Raw genomic sequence first — 23,156 nt, 5'->3', positions numbered from 1 at the left:
GCCTAATACATAGATGCAATCGGGTTCCTCTGTTCAAAAGCGGGTTGACGGTGGGGGTGAGTCCATACATAGGAGCGGACTTCGTCCGCGATTCGCCCTACGGAACGCGCCTCACGGGCCCAGCTCGACGTGGGTGAAATTGTTCGAACCCAGCGGGCTCAGGGTGAAGCCTTTCACCCGTGGGCTCAGCGCCACGAACTGCTTGGGGTAGGCCAGGGCTATCCAGGGCGCCTCGCGCTGGAAGATCGCCAGGGCCTGGCGGTAGAGCGCGGCGCGGGCGTCCTGGTCGGTGCTGGCGCGGGCCTGGCGCAGCAGGTCGTCGAACTGGGCGTTGCACCAGCCGGCCATGTTCTCGCCGCTCTGCGCCGCCGCGCAGGACAGGTTGGGGGTGAGGAAGTTGTCCGGGTCGCCGTTGTCGCCCACCCAGCCCATGAACACCAGGTCGTGCTCGCCGTGCTTGGCGCGGCGGATCAGTTCGCCCCATTCGTAGACGCGGATGTCGGCGCGGACGCCCAGCTTGCCCAGGTCGTTCTGCAGCATCTGCGCGCCTATGCCGGGGTTGGGGTTGGCCGGGCCGCCGCCGGGGCGGGTCCAGATGCTGAGTTTCTGCCCGGGTTGCACGCCGGCCTCGGCCAGCAGCTGGCGGGCCCGTTCGAGGTCGCGCGGCCAGCCCTTCAGGTCCGGGTCCGAGCCCCACAGCGTCGGCGGGTAGGGCGCCACCGCCGGGCTGGCGCCGCCCTCGCCGAACTGCGCCTTGCGGTAGGCGTCGCGGTCGAAGGCGAGGTTGATGGCCTGGCGCACGCGCACGTCGTCCAGCGGCTTGTGCCGGGTGTTGATGGCGACGTAGGCGACCAGCAGCGAGTCCAGTTCCTCCACCTTCAGCCGCGGGTCCCGGCGCAGCTCGGGGATGTCCGTGGGCCGCGGGTACACGGCCACCTGGCAGTCGCCGGCGCGCAGCTTCTGGATGCGCACGCTGGGGTCGGGGGTGATCGCCAGCAGCAGGCGCTCGATCTTCGGCGTGCCGCCCCAGTAGTCGGGGTTGGCGGCGAAGCGCACCTGGGCGTCCTTCTGGTAGCGCTGGAAGACGAAGGGCCCGGTGCCCAGGGGCAGGTTGTTCAGTTGCTCGGGCTTGCCGGCCGCCAGCAGCAGGTCGGCGTACTCGGCCGAGTAGATGGAGGCGAAGCCCATGGCCAGGTCGGCGAGGAAGGGCGCCTCGGGGTGGCGCAGGGTGAAGCGCACGGTCAGCGCGTCGAGCTTGTCGATGCGCTCGATCAACCCCGGCAGGCCCATCGACTGGGCGTAGGGGAAGCCGCGCGGGGCCAGCCTGTTCCACGGGTGCGCCGGGTCGAGCTGGCGCTGGAAGCTCCAGAGCACGTCGTCGGCGTTGAAGGTGCGGCTGGGGGTGAAGTAGTCGGTGTGCTGGAACTTCACGCCCGGGCGCAGGTGGAAGGTGTAGGCCAGGCCGTCGGCGCTGATGTCCCAGCTCTGCGCCAGCGCGGGGACCACCCGGGTGCTGCCGGGGGCGAACTGCACCAGGCGTTCGTACACTGTCTCGGCCGTGGCGTCGGCGGTGGTGGCGGCGGTGTACTGGGTGATGTCGAAGCCTTCCGGGCTGCCCTCGGTGCACACCACCAGGGGCCGGGCCGGCGCCGGCGCGGCGGCGAGCAGCAACGCCAGGGCCGCCCACGTGGGGCGGCCCGGTCGTCTATCGGCAAGCGGCTGTAGCCAGCTCAGCATGGCGTGACGGCCGCCTCGCGGCGGCCGCGGGCCTTACTTGCCGACGCCCACGCCGTAGAAGGAGTTGAGCGCGAAGGGGCTGATCTTGAAGTCCTCGACCGTCTTGCGCATCGGCTGGTACACGGTGGAGTGGGCGATCGGGGTGATCGGCACCTGTTCCTTGAGGATGTGCTGGGCCTGCTTGTACAGCTCGGTGCGCTTGGCCTGGTCGGGGGTGCGCTTGGCTTCCTTGATCAGCTTGTCGTAGGGCTGGTCGCACCATTTGGAGAAGTTGTTGCCGTTGACCGCGTCGCAGCTGTACAGGGTGCCCAGCCAGTTGTCCGGGTCACCGTTGTCGCCGCTCCAGCCGATCAGCATGGCGTCGTGCTCGCCGGCCTTGGCGCGCTTGATGTATTCGCCCCACTCGTAGGTGACGATCTTCGCCTTGATGCCGACCTTGGCCCAGTCGGCCTGGAGCATCTCGGCCATCAGCTTGGCGTTGGGGTTGTAGGGGCGCTGCACCGGCATGGCCCACAGGGTGATCTCGGTGCCTTCGGGCACGCCGGCCTTCTTCAGCAGTTCCCTGGCCTTTTCCGGGTTGTAGCCGGCGTCCTTGATGCTGTCGTCGTAGGACCACTGGGTCGGCGGCATGCCGTTCACGGCGAGCTGGCCGGCGCCCTGGTAGACGGCGTCGATGATGGCCTTCTTGTTCACCGCCATGTCCAGCGCCTCGCGCACTTCCAGCTTGTCCAGCGGCTTGTGCAGCACGTTGTAGGCGATGTAGCCGAGGTTGAAGCCCGGCTGCGAGGGCATGTTCAGGTTGGCGTCCTTCTTCAGCGACTCCAGGTCCGCCGGGCGCGGGAACAGGGTGATCTGGCACTCGTTGGCCTTGAGCTTCTGCATGCGCACCGAGGCGTCGGTGTTGATGGCGAAGATCAGGTTGTCGATCTTCACCTCGCCGGGCACCCAGTAGTCCTTGTTGGCCTTGAAGCGGATCATCGCGTCCTTCTGGTAGCGGCTGAACACGAAGGGCCCGGTGCCGATCGGCTTCTGGTTGATGTCGCTGGCCCTGTTCCGCTTGAGCAACTGGTCGGCGTACTCGGCGGACTGGATGGAGGCGAAGCTCATGGCCAGGTTCTGGATGAAGGCGGCGTCGACCTCGTTGAGGCTGAACTTCACGGTGTAGTCGTCGACCTTCTCCACCTTGGCGATGTTGGCGTCCATGCCCATGTCGGTGAAGTAGGGGAACTCGGTGGGGTAGGCCTTGCGGAACGGGTGGTTCTTGTCGAGCATGCGGTTGAAGGTGAACAGCACGTCGTCGGCGTTGAACTCGCGGCTGGGCTTGAAGTAGTCGGTGGTGTGGAACTTCACGCCGTGGCGCAGGTGGAAGGTGTAGGTCTTGCCGTCATCGGATACGTCCCACTTCTCGGCCAGGCCGGGGATCACCTGGGTGCCGCCGCGCTCGAACTGGGTCAGGCGGTTGAACACGGTCTCGGCGGCGGCGTCGAAATCGGTGCCGGTGGTGTACTGGCCGGGGTCGAAGCCCGCCGGGCTGCCCTCGGAGCAGAACACCAGGTTGCCGGCGGCGTGGGCGAAGGGAGCGCTGGCGATCAACCCAGCGGCGATCATGGAGCGGATGACGGCATTCTTGCGCATGCTGACCTCAGTTTGTTGTGGTTGTCATCGAGGCACGCCCTTGTGGGGCGTGTCGCCTGAAACTATGCAGGGCACATGCCGGGCGCAAGGGCCACACCCGCCACAGTGTAGAAGCTGTGATGAAGTCGTAAGGGAATGTCGCAATATCGCAAGAAGCCCGCCGCCCATGCCCGGGGGATGGGCGAGGCGGCGGGCCAGCGGCTCAGGGCATCTGCACTTCGATGGTGCCGTCGGCGGTCACCGTGACCTGGCTGGTGCCGGCCTCGATCTCCGGCGCCGCGCCGTAGCCGGCGTCGGCCTTCATCGCTGCCATGCGCATCACCGGCATCGGCCGCGGCGCGCCGGCGCTGTTCAGGTTCAGGTTGACCAGGCGGTAGCCCTTGCCGCCGAGGGAGTCGGTCAGCAGCTGGGCGCGTGCCTTGAACGCGGCCACGGCGTTCTTCATCAGGCTGTCCTCGTTCTGCTGGCGGGTGGCGTCGGCGATGCTGAAGCTCATGTTGCCCATCTTCAGCTTGCCCAGCAGGCTGGCGGTGAGCTGCGACAGCGCGGCGAAGTCCGGGCTTTCCAGGCGCAGCTCGGCGCGTTCGCGCCAGGCGGTGATCTTCTGCCCCTTGTCGTCGTACACCGGGTAGCTGTTGCGGCTGCCCAGGCTCACGGTCACCCCCTTGACCTTGCGCGCCTCGGTCACCGCGGCGTTGAGCGCGTCGGTGGTCTCGGCGGCGAGCCTGGCCGGGTCGCTGGCCTGGGCCTCGTTGAAGAGGGTCACGTGCATCTGGTCGTGGGCCACTTCCTGGCTGGCCTCGGCGTGCAGCGACACCAGGTTGTAGCGCGGCTCGTCGGCGTGGGCGGCGAAGCTGGTGGCGGCCAGGGCGACGGACGCGGCCAGGGCGGCGAGGCTTTTCTTAAATGCGGACATGATCGACTCCTTGGTCCTGTAATGAGTCCCGGGTGCAGGGTAGACGAACCCGCACATGGACCGTCAGACCTTTTGACGCAGGTCGGCGTTCAAAGGGGTTGAATCGCGATAGCCTTTATCTCGTATGCTGTGTCGCTATGACGCACCGAGAGGGGAAGGGGCTTGGCTATACTCGCGCAAATTCCGGAATTCACCATGCGCACACCGGTTTTCCAGTTATCCGCCAGCCGGCAGAACCTGCTGCACCTGACGCTCATCCGTATTCTCGTATTGGCCGCACAGGCCGGTTCGGTGGGCATCGCCTACAAGGCCCAGTTGCTCGCGCTGCCCTGGGCGGCCCTGGGGGTGACCCTCGGCGTGTCCCTGGTGCTGTGCCTGGCCACCGCCCTGCGCCTGCGCGGGCCCTGGCCGGTGACCGAGCTGGAGTACTCGGTGCAGCTGGGCTGCGACCTGATCATCCACAGCGCCCTGCTGTACTTCTCCGGCGGCTCGTCCAACCCCTTCGTCTCCTATTACCTGGTGCCGCTGACCATCGCCGCGGCGACCCTGCCGTGGCTCTACACCATCGTCCTCGCCGGCCTGGCCCTGGCCGCCTACACGGTGCTGCTGGTGTGGTTCCACCCGCTGAACATGGCCCCGGTGCAGCGCGACTACCTGCTGATCTACGGCATGTGGCTGAGCTTCGCCCTGGCCGCCGGGCTGATCACCTTCTTCGTCGCGCGCATGTCCCAGGCGCTGCGCCGCCAGGAGCAGATAGTCGCGCAGCGCCGCGAGGAGAGCATGCGCGACCAGCAGCTGCTGGCCGTGGCCACCCAGGCCGCCGGCGCCGCCCATGAGCTGGGCACGCCGCTGGCGACCATGAGCGTGCTGCTCAAGGAACTGCGCCAGGCGCACCCGAAGGACCCGCTGCTGCAGGAAGACCTGGCGCTGCTGCAGGAGCAGGTCAAGCTGTGCAAGGACACCCTGCAGCAACTGGTGCGCGCCGCCGAGGCCGACCGCCGCCAGGCCATCCAGGAGCAGGGCGCCAACGAATGGCTGGAGGCGGTGCTGCGCCGCTGGCACCTGATGCGCCCGGAAGCCACCTACCGCTACCTGAACCTGGGCCCCGGCAGCGCCCCGCGGCTGACGCCGCCCACCGACCTCACCCAGGCCCTGCTGAACCTGCTGAACAACGCCGCCGACGCCTGCCCGGACGACCTCGAGATCAGCGTCGACTGGGACGCCTCCACTATCTGCCTGAGCATCCGCGACCACGGCCCCGGCGTGCCCCTGGCGATCGCCGAGCAACTCGGCAAACCCTTCTTCACCACCAAGGGCAAGGGCTTCGGCCTCGGCCTGTTCCTCAGCCAGGCCAGCGTCACCCGCGCCGGCGGCACGGTGAAGTTGTACAACCACGAAGACGGCGGCACGCTTACCGAGCTGCGCCTGCCGCGCAGTTACGGTGTGGTGTGAACCCACGCGCGAGGAAGTACCCATGAGCGAAGAGAACCTGTTCGAAGGCGAAGAGCAACCCCACCTGCTGCTGGTGGACGACGACGCCACCTTCACCCGCGTGATGGCGCGCGCCATGAGCCGCCGCGGCCTGCGCGTATCGGTCGCCGGCTCCGCCGAGGAAGGCCTGGCGCTGGCCAGGGAGGACCTGCCCGACTACGCCGTGCTGGACCTGAAGATGGACGGCGACTCCGGCCTGGTGCTGCTGCCCAAGCTGCTGGAGCTGGACGCGGAGATGCGCGTGGTGATCCTCACCGGCTACTCCAGCATCGCCACCGCGGTGGAGGCCATCAAGCGCGGCGCCACCAACTACCTGTGCAAGCCGGCCGACGCCGACGACGTGCTGACCGCGCTGCTCTCGCAGCACGCCGACCTGGACAGCCTGGTGCCGGAAAACCCCATGTCGGTGGACCGCCTGCAGTGGGAGCACATCCAGCGCGTGCTGGCCGAGCACGACGGCAATATTTCCGCCACCGCCCGCGCCCTGGGGATGCATCGGCGGACGTTGCAGCGTAAGCTGCAGAAGCGCCCGGTGAGGCGTTAAGGAATTCATAAGAAGCTGTATCTACGATCTCGCGAGCTAGCGCAGAACAAGGCGAAAACAGGCGAGGGAGCGCAGTTTAGTCCGCTAAATGAGCATCACTCGCCTGTTTTTAACGCGGTTATGCCGACGCGCAGCAGATCGTAGACAGGTTCTAGACAGGGAGCGCCAACTGGGCGCTCTTTTTTTTGTGCCCGTGCTGAGCCCGACCCGATGACTGAAAGCGCCGAGTACCGTGCCGCGAACGATGCCGTTCGCGAGCGATTCTTCTCCCAGGTGTGGAAACTGACGGCGCCGTACTGGCGCAGCGAAGAGAAGGGCATGGCCTGGCTGCTGCTGGTCGTGGTGATTGCGCTGTCGCTGGTCGGCGTCGGTGTCTCGGTGTGGGTCAACACCTGGTACCGCGACTTCTACAACGCCCTGCAGAACAAGGACCTGGACGCCTTCGTCCGCCTGATCCTGTACTTCTGCGGCATCGCCGCGGTGGCCATCCTGGTCGCCGTGTACCGGCTGTACCTGACGCAGATGCTGACCATCCGCTGGCGCCGCTGGCTCACCGAGAAGCACTTCGCCGCCTGGCTTTCCGACAAGAACTACTACCGCCTGGAACAGCGCGGCTACACCGACAACCCCGACCAGCGCCTGTCCGAGGACCTCAACAGCTTCACCGACACCACCCTGAGCCTGGGCCTGGGGCTGATCCGCAACCTGGTCAGCCTGGTGTCCTTCTCGGTGATCCTCTGGGGCGTGTCCGGCAGCATCGAGCTGTTCGGCGTCTCCATCCCCGGCTACATGTTCTGGGCCGCGCTGCTCTATGCCCTGGTCGGCAGCTGGCTGACGCACCTGATCGCCCGCCGCCTGATCGGCCTGAACAACCAGCAGCAGCGCTACGAGGCCGACCTGCGCTTCGGCCTGGTGCGCATCCGCGAGAACGCCGAGAGCATCGCTCTGTACAACGGCGAAGGCAGCGAGAACGAACGCCTGATGACGCGCTTCCGCAACGTCTGGGGCAACTTCTGGGAACTGATGAAGGTGCAGAAGCGCCTGACCTTCTTCAGCTCCGGCTACGCCCAGATCGCCATCATCTTCCCCATCGTGGTGGCCGCGCCGCGCTACTTCGCCGGCAAGATCCAGCTCGGCGAGCTCATGCAGATCAACTCCGCCTTCGGCAACGTCCAGGACGGCCTGAGCTGGTTCATCGACGCCTACGCCAGCCTGGCCACCTGGCGCGCCACCTGCGACCGTCTGCTGAGCTTCCGCAATGCCATGGACGAGGTGGCCGGCGAGCACGAGGGCATCGCGGTGCGGGCCGCCGGCGACAACCTGCAGCTCGACCACCTGAGCCTGCGCCTGGCCGACGGCAGCGTGCTGCTGGAGCCCACCAGCCTCAGCTTGCGGGCTGGCGAACACGTTCTCGTCAGCGGCCCCTCGGGCGCCGGCAAGAGCACCCTGCTGCGGGCCATGAGCGGGCTCTGGCGCTTCGGCGCCGGGCAGGTGCTGATGCCGGCGGCGCGCACGCTGTTCCTGCCGCAGAAGCCCTACCTGCCGATCGGCAGCCTGGCCGAGGCCCTGAGCTACCCCGAGGCGCCCGGCCGGCACGCCCCCGAGCGCCTGCGCGAGGTGCTGCGGCAATGCCGCCTGGAGCATCTGGGCGAGCGCCTGGACGAGGCCCAGCACTGGCAGCGCCTGCTCTCGCCGGGCGAGCAGCAGCGCCTGGCCATCGCCCGCGCGCTGCTCTACGCGCCGGCCTGGCTGTTCCTCGACGAAGCCACCTCGGCGCTGGACGACAACGACGAGGCCGCGCTCTACCAGACCCTGCTGGAGCAACTGCCCGGCGTGACCCTGGTCAGCGTCGGCCACCGCGCCGACCTCAAGCGCTTCCACGACCGCCAGCTGCGCCTGGAGGATCGCCACCTGCGCGAGGTCGAGGCGGTGCTGCCGGCCTGAGGCCTGCCCCGCCCGGGGCGCCGTGGTGAAACATCTTGCCAACGGCTTGCACGGGCGGGGTAGGAAAATTCATAAACAGTTGGCAGATTCGCTCATCAGGCCAGCCTAACGGGCCTGCTACCCGGTACCCTCGGCGACTTTCCTCTAAAAGGTTCTCCTGTTTCGTCGCCTGGGTACCCCAATGCACGTTCTCTTGCCTTCCTGGCAGGCGCTGACCCGCGAGCCGCTGCGCCTGGTCAACCTGCGTCGCTGGCTGCTGGCCGCCGCCGGCCTCGCCCTGCTGCTCGGCGCCCTGGCCTTCGCCGGCGGCCTCTGGTTCGGCCGCGCGATGGCGCCCGCCGCCGCCGTGGCCGAGGCCGCCCCGGGCGAAACCCCGGAACAGCGCTTCGCCGTGGCGCGCCTGGGCGAGCTGGCCGGGCGCCTGCAGGTGCTGGAGAAGGACGCCGCCTACCTGCTCAAGGTGGTCGACGGCCACGAGGAAATCGCCCGCAAGCTGGCGCGCATCGACCCCGCCCTGGTGCCCGGCGACGCCGCGGCGCCGCAGGAGGACGGGGAGGGCGGCCTGCTGCTGCCGCCGCGGCCGTGCCAGGCCGCGCCGCTGGTCGACGTGCAGCAGGGCACCGCGGCCGCCCGCTGCCTGCGCCGCCAGCTCGACCTGCTGCTGGACGCGGTGTCGCGGCGCAACGCCGACTTCCTCGCCATCCCCACCCATCGCCCGGTGGGCAAGGCGCGCCTGGGCTCGGCCTTCGGCAACCGGGTGGACCCGTTCAACCGCCGCCTGGCCTTCCACTCCGGGCTCGACTTCGCCGCGCCCAGCGGCACCGAGATCCAGGCCGCCGCCGGCGGCCGGGTGGTCGCGGCCGGGCCTTTCAGCTCCTACGGCATCCGCGTGGAGATCGACCATGGCAACGGCCTGCTCACCCGCTACGCGCACCTGTCGAAGCTCCACGTGCGCGTCGGCGAGGTGGTGATGCCCGGCCAGCGCATCGCCGCCATGGGTTCCACGGGCCGTTCCACCGGCTCGCACCTGCACTTCGAAGTGCTCTACCGCGGCGAGTTCGTCGACCCGCAGCACTTCCTCTCCCTGGGCGACATGGAGAAGGCCCTCGATGCGCTGGCCCAGGACTAGGCCCTCGACCACCCGCGAGCTGCTGCGCGCCGAGCACCAGCCGCGGGCGCAGGTGGCGCGCAGCTACCGGCCGCTGCTCTGGGCCGCGCTGGCGCTGGCCGTGGCCTTCGCCGCGCTGCACTTCTGGCGCGGCGCACAGCAGGACGGGGTGCAGCAGCGCATCGATGAGCTGCAGGCCGGCAACGCCGCGCTGGCCGCCGACCTGCAGCGCCAGCGCCTGCTGGCCGACGAGGCGCAGGCCACGCGCGAGCAACTGGAGCGGCGCATCGAGCAGATGTCCGGGGAACTCAAGAAGCTCAAGACCGACCTGGCGTTCTACCGCCAGCAGAAACCCGCCAAGTGATCCGCAGGAGGACGAACATGTTCAACAGCAAGAAGAAGGGGCCGCAGGTGGCGGTGGACAGGTTTTCCAGCCTGCTGTCGGGCAACCTGGCGCTGGTGGGCGACCTGGAGTTCGAGGAGGGCCTGAAGGTCCAGGGCCGCATCCAGGGCAACGTGCGCCACAAGCCGGGCACCCAGAGCCTGCTGGCCCTGGGTGCGGAAGGGCGGATCGAGGGCTGCGTGAGCAGCTACGACGCGCTCATCGACGGCACCATCGTCGGCGACCTGTACGTCGAGCACTTGCTGGAGCTGCATTCCAACGCCCGCGTCATCGGCAACATCCACTACCGCCAACTGAGCATGGAAAACGGCGCCAGCGTCGACGGCAAGCTCACCCGCCTGGACGAGCAGCGCCCGCTGGAGCTGCCGGCGCCCGAGCGCCCGCGGGCGGGCGCCGAGGAAGCGGAGCCCGCCTGAGGCAAATCGTTAGCACGCGAAGCAGTGCCCCTTGCTATGATCGCCGCAGTTTTTCCGCCGGCGTTTCCCCTCCATGCTCGCACTGCTGTTCCAGACACTCGGCATCACCGCGCCGGTGTTCTCCATGCTGTTCATCGGCGTGTTGCTCCGGCGCGTCGGCTGGATCGACCAGGGCTTCATCCAGACCGCCTCGGCCCTGGTGTTCAACGCCACCATGCCGGTGATGCTGTTCCTCGGCATCTACCATTCCGACCTGCACCGCGCGGCCAGCCCGGCGGTGCTGACGTTCTTCTGCCTGGCGACCCTCGGCGGCTTCCTCCTCGCCTGGGGCTGGGCGCTCTGGCGGGTGCCGCGCGAGGAACGCGGCGTCTACGTGCAAGGCGCCTTCCGCGGCAACAACGGCATCGTCGGCCTGGCCCTGGCCACCAGCCTCTACGGCGAGCACGGCCTGGCCCTGGGCTCGGTGCTCGCGGCCCTGGTGATCCTCTGCTACAACACGCTGGCTACCGTGGTCCTGGCGATTTACAGCCCGGTACTGAAGTCCGACCCGCTGAGCATCGCCCGCCAGGTGCTGCTCAACCCGCTGATCCTCGGCGTGCTGGCGGCCTTCCCGTTCGCCTGGTGGGGCATTCGGCTGCCGGCCTGGGTGCTCACCTCCGGCGACTACTTCGCGCAGATGACCCTGCCCCTGGCGCTGGTCTGCATCGGCGGCACCCTGTCGCTGCCGGCCCTGCGCAGCAGCGGCAGCCTGGCCCTGAGCGCCAGCCTGATGAAAATGGTCTGGCTGCCCGCGCTGTGCACCGTCGCCGCCTGGCTGTGCGGCTTCCGCGGCGCCGAACTGGGCGTGCTGTTCCTCTACTTCGCCAGCCCCACGGCGGCGGCCAGCTACGTGATGGCCCGCGCCGCCCAGGGCAACGCCGAACTGGCGGCCTCGATCATTGTCATCACCACCCTGGCGGCGGCGCTGACCACCAATGTCGGGTTGTTCATCCTGCAGTGGGGTGGGTGGATCTGAGCTGCCCAACCCCCGAATCGCAGCGTCAGCCGGCAAGTTCGTAGGGCGTATAACCGTTCGCGGTTATCCGCCGTTACACCGAGCTTATGCCCGGTGTCGCAGTCGAATTCGGAGTGCCCGGAAAGAGGCGCTCCGTGACCGAGCTCGAAGCGCGCCTGGGATCGAGGTCAAACGGCGGATAACGCCGTAGGCGTTATCCGCCCTACGCCCAGCCCACCCTCGGCGTAGGGCGTATAACCGTTCGCGGTTATCCGCCGTTACACCGAGCTTATGCCCGGTGTCGCAGTCGAATTCGGAGTGCCCGGAAAGAGGCGCTCCGTGACCGAGCTCGAAGCGCGCCTGGGATCGAGGTCAAACGGCGGATAACGCCGTAGGCGTTATCCGCCCTACGCCCAGCCCACCCTCGGCGTAGGGCGTATAACCGTTCGCGGTTATCCGCCGTTACACCGAGCTTATGCCCGGTGTCGCAGTCGAATTCGGAGTGCCCGGAAAGAGGCGCTCCGTGACCGAGTTCGAAGCGCGCCCGGGATCGAGGTCAAACGGCGGATAACGCCGTAGGCGTTATGCGCCCTACGCCCAGCCCACCCTCGGCGTAGGGCGAATGACCGTTCGCGGTTATCCGCCGTTACACCGAGCTTATGCCCGGTGTCGCAGTCGAACTCGGAGTGCCCGGAAAGGGGCGCTCCGTGACCGAGTTCGAAGCGCGCCCGGGATCGAGGTCAAACGGCGGATAACGCCGTAGGCGTTATGCGCCCTACGCCCAGCCCACCCTCGGCGTAGGGCGAATGACCGTTCGCGGTTATCCGCCGTTACACCGAGCTTATGCCCGGTGTCGCAGTCGAACTCGGAGTGCCCGGAAAGGGGCGCTCCGTGACCGAGTTCGAAGCGCGCCCGGGATCGAGGTCAAACGGCGGATAACGCCGTAGGCGTTATGCGCCCTACGTCCTGGATAAGCGCCGCCTGTTGGGGAACGGTCTAAGCAGATTCTGAATTCGCAGACGGCATCACTTACTCTGCCCGAAGGCCATTTCAAGCTGTTTTACAGGCGGTTACACTTACCCCTCCAACGCGCGACAAAGGATTGCTCATGCGTTTCCAGGATTCCGCCCGCAGCCTCGCGCTGCTGCTCGGCCTGCTGTGGCTGGCGTCGTCGTACGCCGGGCCGGGCGCCGAATTGTCCAGCCCGGCCGGCGGCTGGCGCTACTCGGGGTTGCTCGACGACCTCGACAGCCCGCGCGTGGCCTATCCCACCCCGCCCATCGACCGCGGCGGCCAGCGCGGCCGCAGCCTGATCGAGGGCGACCTGAAGCAGCTCGCCGGCACCGACCGCGCCCAGCGCCTGGTGGTCAACGGCAACCCGCTGCCCCTGTATACCGATGCCCAGGGGCACTTCGTCCGGCCCTATGCCTTCGGCGCGGGCTCCAACAGCGTCGAGGTGGCCAGCGCCGACGGCCAGTCGCTCAAGCGCGTGCAGTTCTACGAGGCCAACGCCGGGCGCATTCCGCCGCGGGTGCGCGTGGCCCTGGGCTGGGACGACCCCAAGGCCGAGCTGGACCTGCACATCGTCACCCCCGACGGCCAGCACGCCTTCTGGGCCCGGCCGCGGCTGAACAACGGCGGCGGCCTGGACCCGGACGGCGTCGACGGCCCCGGCCCGGAAATGTTCAGCATGGCCGCGCCGCTGCACGGCACCTACCTGGTCTACGTGAACTACTGGGGCAATTTCGGCGCCCAGGGCTATAACTTCCAGGCCGGCGCCAACCAGCAGGAGGTCATCACCGCCCAGGTCAACCTGGTGTTCAACGAGAACAGCGTCGACGAGAAGCGCGAGACCTTCGTGGTGCCGCTGCGCACCATCGGCGACCTGGTCCTGGTCAAGACCTTCACCTATTGAGAGCCGTCCCCTGCCAGGGATGCAACAGGATCGAGCACGCATGAGCGACAACACCACCCCCAGTCCCCCCACTCCCGCCGCCGACAGCCCCGGCGTGAAGCGCTGGCCGCTGATCATCGGCGGCCTGGCGCTGGTGCTGCTGGTCCTCGGCGGCCTGCTGCTGCGCTACGTCGTCACCGCGCCGCCCAGCGGCCCGCTGCCGGGGCTGGAGGCGCCGCCGGCCAACGCCCAGGGCCGCGACATCAGGCACCCCGACGCGCTGATCGAAAGCGCCTCGCTCGCCCGCCTGCCCAAGGAGCTGCTGGAGGTGCCGCTGCTGCGCGACACCCTCACCGAGGACTTCGTCTTCTACTACGAGAACGACGGCGACCGCCTCGGCCTGGCCGGCAGCCTGCGGCGCATCGTCTACGAACACGACCTGACGCTGAAGGACAACCTGGTCGAGGAGTTGCTCGACCAGCCGGCCCAGGTCGCTCTGTGGCGCGGCGCCGACGGCCGCCTGCGCGACTTCCTGGTGGTGATGAAGCGCGGTGGCCTGGCCAGGCTGCTGGAGCCCCTGGCGCACCTCGCCGCCGACGACAGCCAGCTGCGCAAGGTCGGCGAGCTGAAGGGCGGCGCTGGCGTCTACCGCCTGCGCTACAACGGCCAGAAGACCCTGCTGTTCGCCTCCAGCGGCGACTATCTGGTGCTGCTGTCCAACCCGAAGATGCTCTTCCCCCAGGCCGCCGACGATGAAATGGGCGAGGCCGACGCCCAGGTCGGCGCCGACCTGGCCGCGCTGCTGGGCGGCGACGACGAGGCCTTCCCCCGCGCCTTCGGCCTGGGCCCGCGCGGCGAGCTGAGCCAGCGCGTCAGCCTCGGCGCCGGTGCCCTGGCCATGGGCTACCAGCGCTTCATCCCGGCCTTCGCCGGGGTGCGCTTCGACAAGGACGCCAAGGGCTGGAACAGCTACCTGGCGCTGAACCCGGTGGAGCGCCAGCCGGACCTGGACTTCACCCCCATGTGGCAGGCCATGCCCATGGGCGCCAGCGCCTGCGTGGCCTTGCCGCTGACCCCGGGCCTGTACGACAGCCTGCTGGTGCGCCTGGGCGCCGAGCAGAAGATGGCCGCGGCCTTCTCCGAGCACCTGTCCGGCGCCGCCGGGCTGTGCTGGTACGCCGACTCGCGGCTGTACACGCCGCTGCTGGTGGCCACGCTCAGCGCGCCGCCCGGCCCGGAACTGGACGCTGACCTGGGCAGGCTGTTCGCCAGCCTGGTGGGCGCCTACGAGGCCAACGCCGAGGGCGGCAACTTCCCGGTGGACGAGCAGAACCAGGGCGATACCCACAAGTGGCTGCGCCAGGTCAGCTCCAATTTCGGCCAGTACGCCGCCGCCGATGCGGCCGACCCGGACGCCGTCAGCGGCCGCGGCTTCTTCCGTGTCGGCCTGGCGCGGCAGGGCAGCACCCTGCTGTTCTCCCTCGACGACCAGTTGCTGGACAAGGCCCTGGGCACCCTCGACAAGCGCTTCCCGCCGCTGGCCGACGTGCTGCCCAGGGATGCCCTGGTGCCGGCCTACCTGGCGCCGCAGTCGCTGTCCACGCTGCTGCAGCGCGAGACCCTGGACAGCCTGCCGCAGGACATGGAGCCGGTGTTCCGCAACGCCGCCGACAGCCTGCTGCTGCCGCGCCTGAAGGCCCTGGCCGGGCATGGCGGCTATGCCCTCGGGCTGCCCGCCGGCAGCCACGCCGAACAACCCTGGCAATGGCTGCCGCTGCAGTGGCGCGCGCTGTGAGGCCACGGGCGCTGCTGCTGGCGCTCGGCCTGTGGGCCGCCCAGGCGGCCCAGGCCGGCAGCGCCGCGCTCGACCCCGAGCAGTCCCAGGTGTTCCGCGCCTGGTTCGTGCGCATCGCCGAGGAACAGCTGCGCCAGGGCCCCAGCCCGCGCTGGCACCAGCAGGACTGCGCGGGCCTGGTGCGCTTCGCCGCCAACGAGGCGCTCAAGCCCCACGACGCCAGGTGGCTGCGCGCCAACGGCCTGTCCAACCGCTACCTGCCGCCGGAGCTGGCGCTCACCGACGAGCAGCGCACGCTGGCGCAGAACTGGCGGCAGGGCGGCGGCCAGGTCGGCCCCTACGTCAATGCCATCAAACTTATCCAGTACAACAGCACCCTCGTCGGCCGCGACCTCAACCAGGCGCGGCCGGGCGACCTGATCTTCTTCGACCAGGGCGACGACCAGCACCTGATGATCTGGATGGGCCGCAACATCGCCTACCACACCGGCAGCAGCACGCCGACCGACAACGGCATGCGCTCGGTCAGCCTGCAACAACTCATGACATGGAAGGACACCCGATGGATACCCGACCCCGCCAACCCCAACTTCGTCGGCGTGTACCGCTTGTCGTTCCTCGCCCGATGAAGCTGCTCGCGCTGTGCGCCGGCCTGGCCCTGGGCGGCCTGCTGCTGGGCGCGCCGCAGGCGCTGCGGGCCGACGACGAGGTGCCGGCGAGCAACTACGCGCCGGTCAGCGGCGAGTCCTTCTTCCTGCTCGCCGACAGCAGCTTCGCCACCGACGAGGAGGCCCGCGTGCGCCTGGAGGCGCCGGGCCGCGACTACCGCCGCTACCGCATGGAGGCCTACGGCGGGGTGGACATGCGCGTCTACCGCATCGACCAGCCGCTGGACTTCCTCAAGCGCCAGAAGAACCTGCACCGGGTGCTGGCCGAGGGGCAGTTCAAGGGCGAGGGCCTGGCCAACACCCTGGCCTACCTGTGGGACAACTGGTACCGCAAGTCGCGGCGGGTGATGCAGCGCGCCTTCTCCTACGAGTCGCGCAAGCAGGTCACCGAGGTTGTGCCGGAGCTGAAGATGGGCCAGGCCATGAGCGCGCCCACGCCCTACGACGCGCAGCCGCAGTACGCGCCGATTCCCGGGCTGCCGATGGTCGAGCAGTTCCGCTACCCGCTGTGGGACGCCAAGCCCATAGAGCCGCCGAAGGACGTGCAGCTGGCCGGCTCTTCCAGCGAGTTCATCAACGTCTCGCCGGGCAACGTCTACATCCCCCTGGGCAAGCTCAAGCCCGGCCTGTACCTGGTCGAGGCGCTGGTGGGCAAGTACCGCGCCACCACCGTGGTATTTGTCTCCAACACGGTGGCGGTGAGCAAGATCGCCGGCAACGAACTGCTGGTGTGGTCGGCGCGCAAGCACGAAGGCACCCCGGTGCCCGACACCCAGGTGCTCTGGACCGACGGCCTGGGCGTGATGAGCAGCGGCCGCACCGACGCCGAGGGCCTGCTGCGCCTGCAGCACGCCAGCCCCGAGCGCTCCTTCGTGATAGGCGAAGACAAGGAGGGCGGCGTCTTCGTCTCGGAAAACTTCTACTACGACAGCGAGATCTACGACACCAAGCTCTACGCTTTCACCGACCGCCCGCTGTACCGCCCGGGCGACTGGGTGGCGCTGAAGATCTACGGCCGCGAGTTCAAGAGCGCCCGCGACTCCGCCGCGCCCCAGGCGGCGCCGGTGAAGCTGAGCGTGATCGACGCCGCCGGCACCACCCTGCAGACCCTCGACCTGCAGCTGGACCCGAAAGCCGGCAGCAACGGCCGCTTCCAGCTGCCGGACAACGCCGTGGCCGGCGGCTACGAGCTGCGCTTCGACTACCGCGGGCAGACCTACAGCAGCGCCTTCCGCGTGGCCGAGTACATCAAGCCGCACTTCGAGATCTCCCTCGACCTGGCCAAGCCGGACTTCCGCACCGGCGAGGCGGTCAAGGGCAACCTGGTGCTGCTCTACCCGGACGGCAAGCCGGTGGCCAACGCCAAGCTGCAGCTGAGCCTGCGCGCCCAGCAGTTGTCCATGGTGGACAACGAACTGCAGTACCTCGGCCAGTTCCCGGTGGAGCTGACCAGCACCGAGCTTGCCACCGACGCCCAGGGCCGCGCCGCCATCGAGCTGCCGGCGGCGGACAAGCCCAGCCGCTACCTGCTGACGGTGTTCGCCAGCGACGGCGCCGCCTACCGGGTGAAGACCAGCAAGGAAATCCTCATCGAGCGCGGCGCCGCGCGCTACCGCCTGGCCGCGCCGCAGCGCTTCAGCGCGGTGGGCGACCAGGTCGAGTTCAGCTACGCGCCGGAACAGCCCACCGAACTCAAGCCCAAGAGCTACCGCTGGGTGCGCCTGGAAGACCGCTCCACGGGTGACGGCGAGGCCGGCGACGGCAAGTTCGCCATCGCCTTCGCCAAGCCCGGCACCTACAGCATCGAGTTGCGTGACGCCCAGGGCCAACTGCTCGGCGGCACCGGCCACTCGGTGAGCGGAGAGGGCGTCAAGGCGGTGCCCGGCACCGTGGAAATCGTCCTCGACAAGGCCGAGTACCAGGCCGGTGACGAAGCCCTGGCGCTGATCACCTTCCCCGAGCCGGTGGACGACGCGCTGCTGTCGCTGGAGCGCGACAAGGTCGAGGCCACCGCGCTGCTGTCCAGGGGCGGCGACTGGCTGAAGCTGGAGAAGCTCAACCCCACCCAGTACCGCGCGCGCATCCCGGTGAAGCCGGACTTCTCGCCGAACCTGACCTTCTCGGTGCTCTACACCCGCGGCGGCGACTACAGCTTCCAGAACGCCGGCATCAAGGTGACGGTGCCGCAGGTGGAGATCGCCATCGCCACCGACAAGGAACGCTACGAGCCGGGCGAGACCGTGACCGTGGACCTGGCCACCAGCTACGCCGGCAAGCCGGTGTCCAGCCAGGTGGCGGTGGGCGTGGTGGACGAGATGATCTACGCCCTGCAGCCGGAGATCGCCCCGGGCATCGACCAGTTCTTCTACCACCCGCGGCGCAACAACGTGCGCACCAGCGCCAGCCTGGCCTTCATCAGCTACGACGTGGCCCTGCCGGGCAACGCCAGCGCGCCGGGGCGCAGCAACCGCAGCGAGCGCGGGGTGAAGGTGCTGGAGCGGCCGCGCCGCGAGGACGTCGACACCGCCGCCTGGGAGCCGAAGCTGGTCACCGACGCCCAGGGCAAGGCGCGCTTCAGCTTCCGCATGCCCGATTCGCTGACGCGCTGGCGCATCACCGCGCGGGCCATGGACGGCGACGGCCAGGTCGGCCAGAAGAAGCAGTTCATCCGCTCGGAGAAGCCGCTGTACCTGAAATGGAGCGGCCCGAAGCGCTTCCGCGCCGGCGACCGGCCGGACCTCGGCCTGTTCGTCTTCAACCAGGGCGAGCAGGCGGTCAAGGCCGAGCTGCTGGTGCGCTACGCCGGCCAGGAACAGACCCAGGCGCTGGAGCTGGCCAGGGGCGTGAACTACGTGCGCCTGCCGGCCCAGGCGCTGAGCGATGGCGGATGGAGCGCCGAGCTGCGCCAGGACGGCCAGTTGCGCGACAGCCTGGGCGTGCGCTTCGCCCTGGCCGCCGACGGCTGGCAGGTGCTGCAAGCGCGCAGCCTGCAACTGGCCGGGCAGAACAGCCCGCTGCAACTGCCGGCGGACGCCCGTGACATCCGCCTGCGCCTGGACGACAGCGCCAGCGCGCTGTTCCGCGGCAGCCTCGACGACCTGCTGGCCTACCCCTACGGCTGCGTCGAGCAGACCGCCAGCCGCCTGCTGCCGCTGAGCGTGGCCTACCCGCTGCTGGCCGGCGGCGAGCCGCGGGTGCGCGACCGCCTGCGCCTGATCATGCAGAACAGCCGCCTGCGCCTGGTGCAGATGGCCGGGCCCAACGCCTACTTCACCTGGTGGGGCGACAACACCGACAGCGACGCCTTCCTCACCGCCTACGCCTACTACGCCGACTGGCACGCCAGCCGCGCGCTGCAGATCAGCCTGCCGGCGGAACACTGGCAGCGGGTGCTCGACCTCTACGCCAAGCTGGCCGAGCAGACGCCGCTGCTGCAGCGCGCGCTGATCCTCGGCTTCGCCCGCGACATGCAGCTGCCGGTGCAGACCCTGGTCGGCGGCCTGCTCGACGACCTGGCCAAGGCCGGGGAGGGCGAGGAGACGAAGCTGCCGGCGGATGCCGACGTCAGCCTGGTGATGGCCGAGCCGGACTCCAGCCTCGGCCTGGCGGTGGCGCGGGTACTGGCCGCGAACCTGGCGCAGCAGGCCAAGGTGCCGCTGCCGGCGGCCTTCGCCAAGCAGCTGGACGGGGCGCGCTTCAAGGTCAACAACAGCGACCAGCCGTTCGCCCAGGCCGTGCAACTGTCGCTGGCGGCGCCGGATGTCAACCGCGCCCGCGCCCTGCTGGCGCGCCTGGGCCCGCAGCAGTCGACCCTGGAACGCGCCCTGGCGCTGACCTGGCTGCAGCGCGCCCTGGCCCAGGCGCCGGCTGCCGAAACGCTGAAGCCGGGCAAGGATTGGCTCGAGCAGCAAGGCCCTAGCGGCGAGCGTTACTGGCAGTGGCAGGGCCAGGGCGTGCCCGCCGAACTGACCCTGCAGAGCCCGCCGTCGCGCCCGCTCAACGCCGCGCTCAGCTTCCGCAGCGCCGAGGCCCCGGCCAGCCAGTTGCCGGTGAGCATCAGCCGCCGCCTGCTGCGCCTGGTGCCGGGCGACAAGGCCTTCGCGTTCAAGGTCGAGGAGCTGGGCGACAAGCCGCTGTCCAGCGACGAGCTGTACCTGGACGAAGTGACGCTGAAGACCGAGCAGCCCACCGCCCTGCGCTACGGCATGCTGGAAGTGCCGTTGCCGCCGGGCGCCGACGTCGAGCGCACCACCTGGGGCATCCAGGTCAGCGGCCTGGGCGGCACCGAGGCGATGAGCCTGGAGCGCGCGCGCAACGAGCCGGGCGACCTGCACTACGGCATCCCGGTGGACAGCCTCGCCGGCGAGCTGCGCTTCCGCCACCTGGTGCGCTTCTCGCAGAAGGGCGAGTTCGCCCTGCCGCCGGCGCGCTATGTGCGCATGTACGCGCCCGCCGAGCAGGCCCTGGAGCAGAGCCCGGCGCTGGCCAGGGTCAAGGTGCGGTAATGCGCCTGGCCTGGCTGCTGCTCCTGCTGCCGCTGTGCGCGGCGGCGGAGCCGCCCGTGCAGTTCGCCTGGCGTACCGCCCAGGGCGACCAGCTGCTGCGCCTGGACCGCCAGCAGGTGCTGGCCCGCGAGCCGCTGCCGGCGGACCTGCGCACGCCCCTGGGCAGCCTGTGGAAGCTGTTCGTCTTCGCCTGGCTGGTGGACAACCAGCGCCAGGAGCCGGCCTATGCCTGCAAGGGCCAGTCCCGCGAGGAGGTCTACTGCTGCTCGGCGGGGCAGAGCATCGGCCGCGACCAGGCGCTGGTGAAATCCTGCGGGCTGTACTTCCAGCCGGCGCGCCTGGGCCTGGACGCCGCGGCCTGGCGCCGGTACTGGCAGGCGTACGCGGCGCCGGCCTGGTTGTTGGACCTGGACAAGTTGCAGCCGCAGACCGAGGTGCCGGTGGCCGAGCTGCTGGATGTCCTCGGCCGCCTGCCGGCCCAGGACGAGGCGCGCCGCGTGCTGCTCGACGTGGTGGTGAACGCCGACGACGGCCGCGCCGTGGCCAGTCTTGGCGGGCGCCTGCGGGTGAAGACCTGGAGCTGGCTCGACGAGCGCGACCCGCAGGCGCGCCGTGGCGGCTTCGCCGGCTGGCTGGTGGACGGCACGCCGGTCTGGGTGTCCGGCCCCGGCACCAGCAAGACGCTGCTGGCGCAGTATGCCGAGGCGCTGGGGGCGCTGCTGCCGGCGCCCTGGCCGCGGGAGGCCGGGCGCTGCGTGGCGGTGCCGCTGTTCAGCCGCTACCCGCTGCGCGAGGTCTTCGACGTCCAGGGCCGTCCGGCGGCGGCCGGCGGCCTCAGCGGCAGCTACCGGGTGAGCTTCGAGAACGGCAACGATCTGGATATCCACAGCGACGGCGAACTCTTCCTCCAGCGCGACGGCAAGCCCCGGCTGGTGGCCCGGCTGGAGCGCGAGGAATACGTCGCCCGCGTGCTGCAGCGCGAAGCCGCGGCCACCCCGGTGGAAGCCGCCCGCGCCCTGGCGGTGGCCATCCGCAGCTACCTGCTGCAGAACGGCGCGCAGCACGGCGACTGCCTGGACATCGACGACAGCAGCCAGCGCCAGCGCGTCGCCCCGCGCCCGGCCACGGCGCAGATGCGCGCCGTGGCGGCCTTCACCGACGGCCTGGTGCTGGCCGGCAGCCCGGTCACCTACCACGCCGACCAGGCCGGCCCGGCGAAACTCTCCTGGCAGGAGGCCAAGGCCCAGGCGGCCAGCGGCCTGCGCTTCGACGCCATCCTCGCCCGTGCCTTCCCGCGCGCCAGCCTGAGCGCCTGGAACAACCCGCTGGCGGCCTGCCAGCCGCTGCCCGCCGCCGAGGACTGGCTGCGCAAGCAGCGCCGTGGCTGGCGCCCGCGCCTGGAAGGCGAGCCGGGCTACGAGGAATTGCAGAGCTTCGCTGTCTGCCAGCTGGCCTCGGGCCGCCCCTACGTCGACCGCGAGCGCCAGCGCATCTACGTGCGCGGCCTGTATTCGCTGCAGGACCGCCTCGACCTCACCCACGAATACCTGCACCTGGCCTTCCAGGCGCACCCCAACGGCCAGGACGAGGACTTCGTCGAAAGCCTCGCCCGCCGCCTGATACTGGAATGACCGCCATGACGCTGCGTCCCTACCTGCTCCTTTCCCTGCTCGCCGCCGGCCTGGCCCAGGCCGCCGAGCCGGGCATCCGCCTGGACGCCCCGCTGGGCGGCTGGCGCCCCGGCAACGGCGAGGGCGCCAACTTCCGGCAGACGGTGAACTACCCGGCGGCCTCGGTGAATACCCCGGCCGACCAGGCGCTGAGCGCGCGGATCAGGGGCGAGATCGCCAACGCGCCCAAGGACCGGCCGGCGACCCTAGTGGTCAATGGCGTGTCCATGCCGCTGAAGATCGGCGAGGACGGCGGCTTCGACCGCCCCTACGCGTTCCCGGCCGGCAGCAACAGCGTCGAGGTGATCAGCCCGGACGGCCAGCGCCACAAGCGCGTGCAGTTCTACCACGGCGGTGGCGGCGGCGAGGTGCCGGCCAAGCTGCGCGTGCTGCTGTCCTGGGACAGCGACAACACCGACCTCGACCTGCACCTGGTGACCCCCGACGGCGGCCACGTCTGGTACGGCAACCGCAGCCTGCCCAACGGCGCCGCCCAGGACGTCGACGTGACCACCGGCTACGGCCCGGAAATCATCGCCACGCCGACGCCGCTGAAGGGGGCGTACCTGGTCTACGTGAACTACTTCGGCGGCGGCTACAGCCAGGACGAGGAGAGCGGCAACGTCGAGGCCGCCCAGCCGCTGACCACGGCCAGGGTGACGATAGTGACGGAGGAGGGCACGCCGGACGAGAAGCAGGAGAGCTTCCTGGTGCCGATGCGGCAGCCGGGGGAGCTGACTTTGGTGAAGCGGTTTAGTTATCCGTAGGAGCGGCTGCAAGCGGCAAGCTACAAGCTGCAGGCAAGAGCAGTCGCGGGCAGGGCGGACTTCGCCGATGTGCCGGTGCCTGGCCTGAACTCCGCTCCCCCTCCCTAACCCTCCCCCGCAAGCGGGAGAGGGGACCGTTCGGTGTGAGGCGGGGCCGCAAAGCTCACTGCGAGACGGTGGGGTTGCCGGCTGACTGATCTTCAGCTTGCTCAGGACAAGCCTCCTCTCCCTTCAGGGAGAGGGCTGGGGAGAGGGGCGGACTTCGCCGATGTGCCGGTGCCTGGCCTGAACTCCGCTCCCCCTCCCTAATCCTCCCCCGCAAGCGGGAGAGGGGACCGTCCGGTGTGAGGCGGGGCCGCAAAGTTCACTGCGAGACTGTGGGGTTGCCGGCTGACTCTTGATCTTCAGCTCGCTCAGGACAAGCTCCCTCTCCCTTCAGGGAGAGGGCTGGGGAGAGGGTTGCGGACTTCGCCGATGTGCCGGTGCCTGGCCTGAACTCTGTGGTGGTCCGCTCCCCCTCCCTAACCCTCCCCCGCAAGCGGGAGAGGGGACCGTTCGGTGTGAGGCGGGGCCGCAAAGCTCACTGCGAGGTTGTGGGGTTGCCGGCTGACTCTTGATCTTCAGCTCGCTCAGGACAAGCTCCCTCTCCCTTCAGGGAGAGGGTTGGGG

The 23,156-nt window shown here is 69.4% G+C and carries 16 protein-coding genes; 13 read left to right on the top strand and 3 right to left on the bottom strand.

All coding sequences use genetic code 11. From position 1 onward, the window contains the following. Positions 1 to 111: 111 nt before the first annotated feature. From VV867_RS29345 to VV867_RS29335, 3 genes are all read right to left on the bottom strand, one after another. Positions 112 to 1,737, bottom strand: a complete 1,626-nt coding sequence (locus VV867_RS29345; protein ID WP_328568293.1) for an ABC transporter substrate-binding protein — start codon at positions 1,735 to 1,737, stop codon at positions 112 to 114. 33 nt (positions 1,738 to 1,770) lie between these two features. Further along, positions 1,771 to 3,372, bottom strand: a complete 1,602-nt coding sequence (locus tag VV867_RS29340; protein ID WP_328568292.1) for an ABC transporter substrate-binding protein — start codon at positions 3,370 to 3,372, stop codon at positions 1,771 to 1,773. 202 nt (positions 3,373 to 3,574) lie between these two features. Then, positions 3,575 to 4,288 carry an SIMPL domain-containing protein gene (locus tag VV867_RS29335; protein WP_275627605.1) on the bottom strand — a complete coding sequence of 238 codons (714 nt, stop codon included), beginning with the start codon at positions 4,286 to 4,288 and terminating at the stop codon, positions 3,575 to 3,577. Between the two features lie 195 nt (positions 4,289 to 4,483). Here VV867_RS29335 and VV867_RS29330 point away from each other — a divergent pair, with 195 nt between their 5' ends. From VV867_RS29330 to VV867_RS29270, 13 genes are all read left to right on the top strand, one after another. Then, positions 4,484 to 5,740: an ATP-binding protein gene (locus VV867_RS29330; RefSeq protein WP_109932871.1), complete on the top strand. Its 1,257-nt coding sequence runs from the start codon at positions 4,484 to 4,486 to the stop codon at positions 5,738 to 5,740. A gap of 22 nt (positions 5,741 to 5,762) precedes the next feature. After that, positions 5,763 to 6,323 carry a response regulator transcription factor gene (locus tag VV867_RS29325; RefSeq protein WP_089390583.1) on the top strand — a complete coding sequence of 187 codons (561 nt, stop codon included), beginning with the start codon at positions 5,763 to 5,765 and terminating at the stop codon, positions 6,321 to 6,323. A 210-nt stretch (positions 6,324 to 6,533) separates the two neighbouring features. Beyond that, positions 6,534 to 8,267 carry an ABC transporter ATP-binding protein/permease gene (locus VV867_RS29320; protein ID WP_328568291.1) on the top strand — a complete coding sequence of 578 codons (1,734 nt, stop codon included), beginning with the start codon at positions 6,534 to 6,536 and terminating at the stop codon, positions 8,265 to 8,267. A gap of 181 nt (positions 8,268 to 8,448) precedes the next feature. Further along, positions 8,449 to 9,396, top strand: coding sequence for a M23 family metallopeptidase (locus VV867_RS29315; protein ID WP_328568290.1), 948 nt, complete (start codon positions 8,449 to 8,451; stop codon positions 9,394 to 9,396). Then, on the top strand, positions 9,377 to 9,739 hold the full coding sequence (locus VV867_RS29310) for a hypothetical protein (protein ID WP_328568289.1): 363 nt from the start codon (positions 9,377 to 9,379) through the stop codon (positions 9,737 to 9,739). The genes VV867_RS29315 and VV867_RS29310 overlap by 20 nt, the downstream gene beginning before the upstream one ends. Before the next feature lie 17 nt (positions 9,740 to 9,756). After that, positions 9,757 to 10,194: a bactofilin family protein gene (locus VV867_RS29305; protein ID WP_328568288.1), complete on the top strand. Its 438-nt coding sequence runs from the start codon at positions 9,757 to 9,759 to the stop codon at positions 10,192 to 10,194. Positions 10,195 to 10,267: 73 nt separating this feature from the next. Further along, entirely contained in the window at positions 10,268 to 11,209 is a 942-nt protein-coding gene (locus VV867_RS29300) for an AEC family transporter (RefSeq protein ID WP_328568287.1), read from the top strand. Positions 11,210 to 12,296: 1,087 nt separating this feature from the next. Beyond that, the gene (locus tag VV867_RS29295) at positions 12,297 to 13,103 is read left to right on the top strand and encodes a YfaP family protein (protein WP_275627599.1); all 807 of its coding nucleotides are present in this window, start codon (positions 12,297 to 12,299) and stop codon (positions 13,101 to 13,103) included. A 40-nt stretch (positions 13,104 to 13,143) separates the two neighbouring features. Next, positions 13,144 to 14,877 carry a DUF2138 domain-containing protein gene (locus VV867_RS29290; protein ID WP_328568286.1) on the top strand — a complete coding sequence of 578 codons (1,734 nt, stop codon included), beginning with the start codon at positions 13,144 to 13,146 and terminating at the stop codon, positions 14,875 to 14,877. Beyond that, positions 14,847 to 15,506 carry a DUF1175 domain-containing protein gene (locus VV867_RS29285; RefSeq protein WP_328568285.1) on the top strand — a complete coding sequence of 220 codons (660 nt, stop codon included), beginning with the start codon at positions 14,847 to 14,849 and terminating at the stop codon, positions 15,504 to 15,506. The genes VV867_RS29290 and VV867_RS29285 overlap by 31 nt, the downstream gene beginning before the upstream one ends. Beyond that, on the top strand, positions 15,503 to 20,050 hold the full coding sequence (locus VV867_RS29280; protein WP_328568284.1) for an alpha-2-macroglobulin family protein: 4,548 nt from the start codon (positions 15,503 to 15,505) through the stop codon (positions 20,048 to 20,050). The genes VV867_RS29285 and VV867_RS29280 overlap by 4 nt, the downstream gene beginning before the upstream one ends. Next, positions 20,050 to 21,681, top strand: coding sequence for a DUF2300 domain-containing protein (locus VV867_RS29275; protein WP_275627595.1), 1,632 nt, complete (start codon positions 20,050 to 20,052; stop codon positions 21,679 to 21,681). The genes VV867_RS29280 and VV867_RS29275 overlap by 1 nt, the downstream gene beginning before the upstream one ends. Positions 21,682 to 21,686: 5 nt before the next feature. Next, on the top strand, positions 21,687 to 22,487 hold the full coding sequence (locus VV867_RS29270) for a YfaP family protein (RefSeq protein WP_328568283.1): 801 nt from the start codon (positions 21,687 to 21,689) through the stop codon (positions 22,485 to 22,487). Positions 22,488 to 23,156 lie beyond the last annotated feature (669 nt).

It is taken from the genome of Pseudomonas sp. JH-2, assembly GCF_036231725.1.
Lineage (GTDB): Bacteria > Pseudomonadota > Gammaproteobacteria > Pseudomonadales > Pseudomonadaceae > Pseudomonas > Pseudomonas delhiensis.
This window is presented reverse-complemented; position numbering and strand designations above follow the sequence as displayed.

What these genes read in the sequence shown, in the direction of transcription:
- VV867_RS29345 (WP_328568293.1), bottom strand. Translation starts at nt 1,737, where the DNA reads ATGCTGAGCTGGCTACAGCCGCTTGCCGATAGACGACCGGGCCGCCCC.
- VV867_RS29340 (WP_328568292.1), bottom strand. Translation starts at nt 3,372, where the DNA reads ATGCGCAAGAATGCCGTCATCCGCTCCATGATCGCCGCTGGGTTGATC.
- VV867_RS29335 (WP_275627605.1), bottom strand. Translation starts at nt 4,288, where the DNA reads ATGTCCGCATTTAAGAAAAGCCTCGCCGCCCTGGCCGCGTCCGTCGCC.
- VV867_RS29330 (WP_109932871.1), top strand. Translation starts at nt 4,484, where the DNA reads ATGCGCACACCGGTTTTCCAGTTATCCGCCAGCCGGCAGAACCTGCTG.
- VV867_RS29325 (WP_089390583.1), top strand. Translation starts at nt 5,763, where the DNA reads ATGAGCGAAGAGAACCTGTTCGAAGGCGAAGAGCAACCCCACCTGCTG.
- VV867_RS29320 (WP_328568291.1), top strand. Translation starts at nt 6,534, where the DNA reads ATGACTGAAAGCGCCGAGTACCGTGCCGCGAACGATGCCGTTCGCGAG.
- VV867_RS29315 (WP_328568290.1), top strand. Translation starts at nt 8,449, where the DNA reads ATGCACGTTCTCTTGCCTTCCTGGCAGGCGCTGACCCGCGAGCCGCTG.
- VV867_RS29310 (WP_328568289.1), top strand. Translation starts at nt 9,377, where the DNA reads ATGCGCTGGCCCAGGACTAGGCCCTCGACCACCCGCGAGCTGCTGCGC.
- VV867_RS29305 (WP_328568288.1), top strand. Translation starts at nt 9,757, where the DNA reads ATGTTCAACAGCAAGAAGAAGGGGCCGCAGGTGGCGGTGGACAGGTTT.
- VV867_RS29300 (WP_328568287.1), top strand. Translation starts at nt 10,268, where the DNA reads ATGCTCGCACTGCTGTTCCAGACACTCGGCATCACCGCGCCGGTGTTC.
- VV867_RS29295 (WP_275627599.1), top strand. Translation starts at nt 12,297, where the DNA reads ATGCGTTTCCAGGATTCCGCCCGCAGCCTCGCGCTGCTGCTCGGCCTG.
- VV867_RS29290 (WP_328568286.1), top strand. Translation starts at nt 13,144, where the DNA reads ATGAGCGACAACACCACCCCCAGTCCCCCCACTCCCGCCGCCGACAGC.
- VV867_RS29285 (WP_328568285.1), top strand. Translation starts at nt 14,847, where the DNA reads ATGGCTGCCGCTGCAGTGGCGCGCGCTGTGAGGCCACGGGCGCTGCTG.
- VV867_RS29280 (WP_328568284.1), top strand. Translation starts at nt 15,503, where the DNA reads ATGAAGCTGCTCGCGCTGTGCGCCGGCCTGGCCCTGGGCGGCCTGCTG.
- VV867_RS29275 (WP_275627595.1), top strand. Translation starts at nt 20,050, where the DNA reads ATGCGCCTGGCCTGGCTGCTGCTCCTGCTGCCGCTGTGCGCGGCGGCG.
- VV867_RS29270 (WP_328568283.1), top strand. Translation starts at nt 21,687, where the DNA reads ATGACGCTGCGTCCCTACCTGCTCCTTTCCCTGCTCGCCGCCGGCCTG.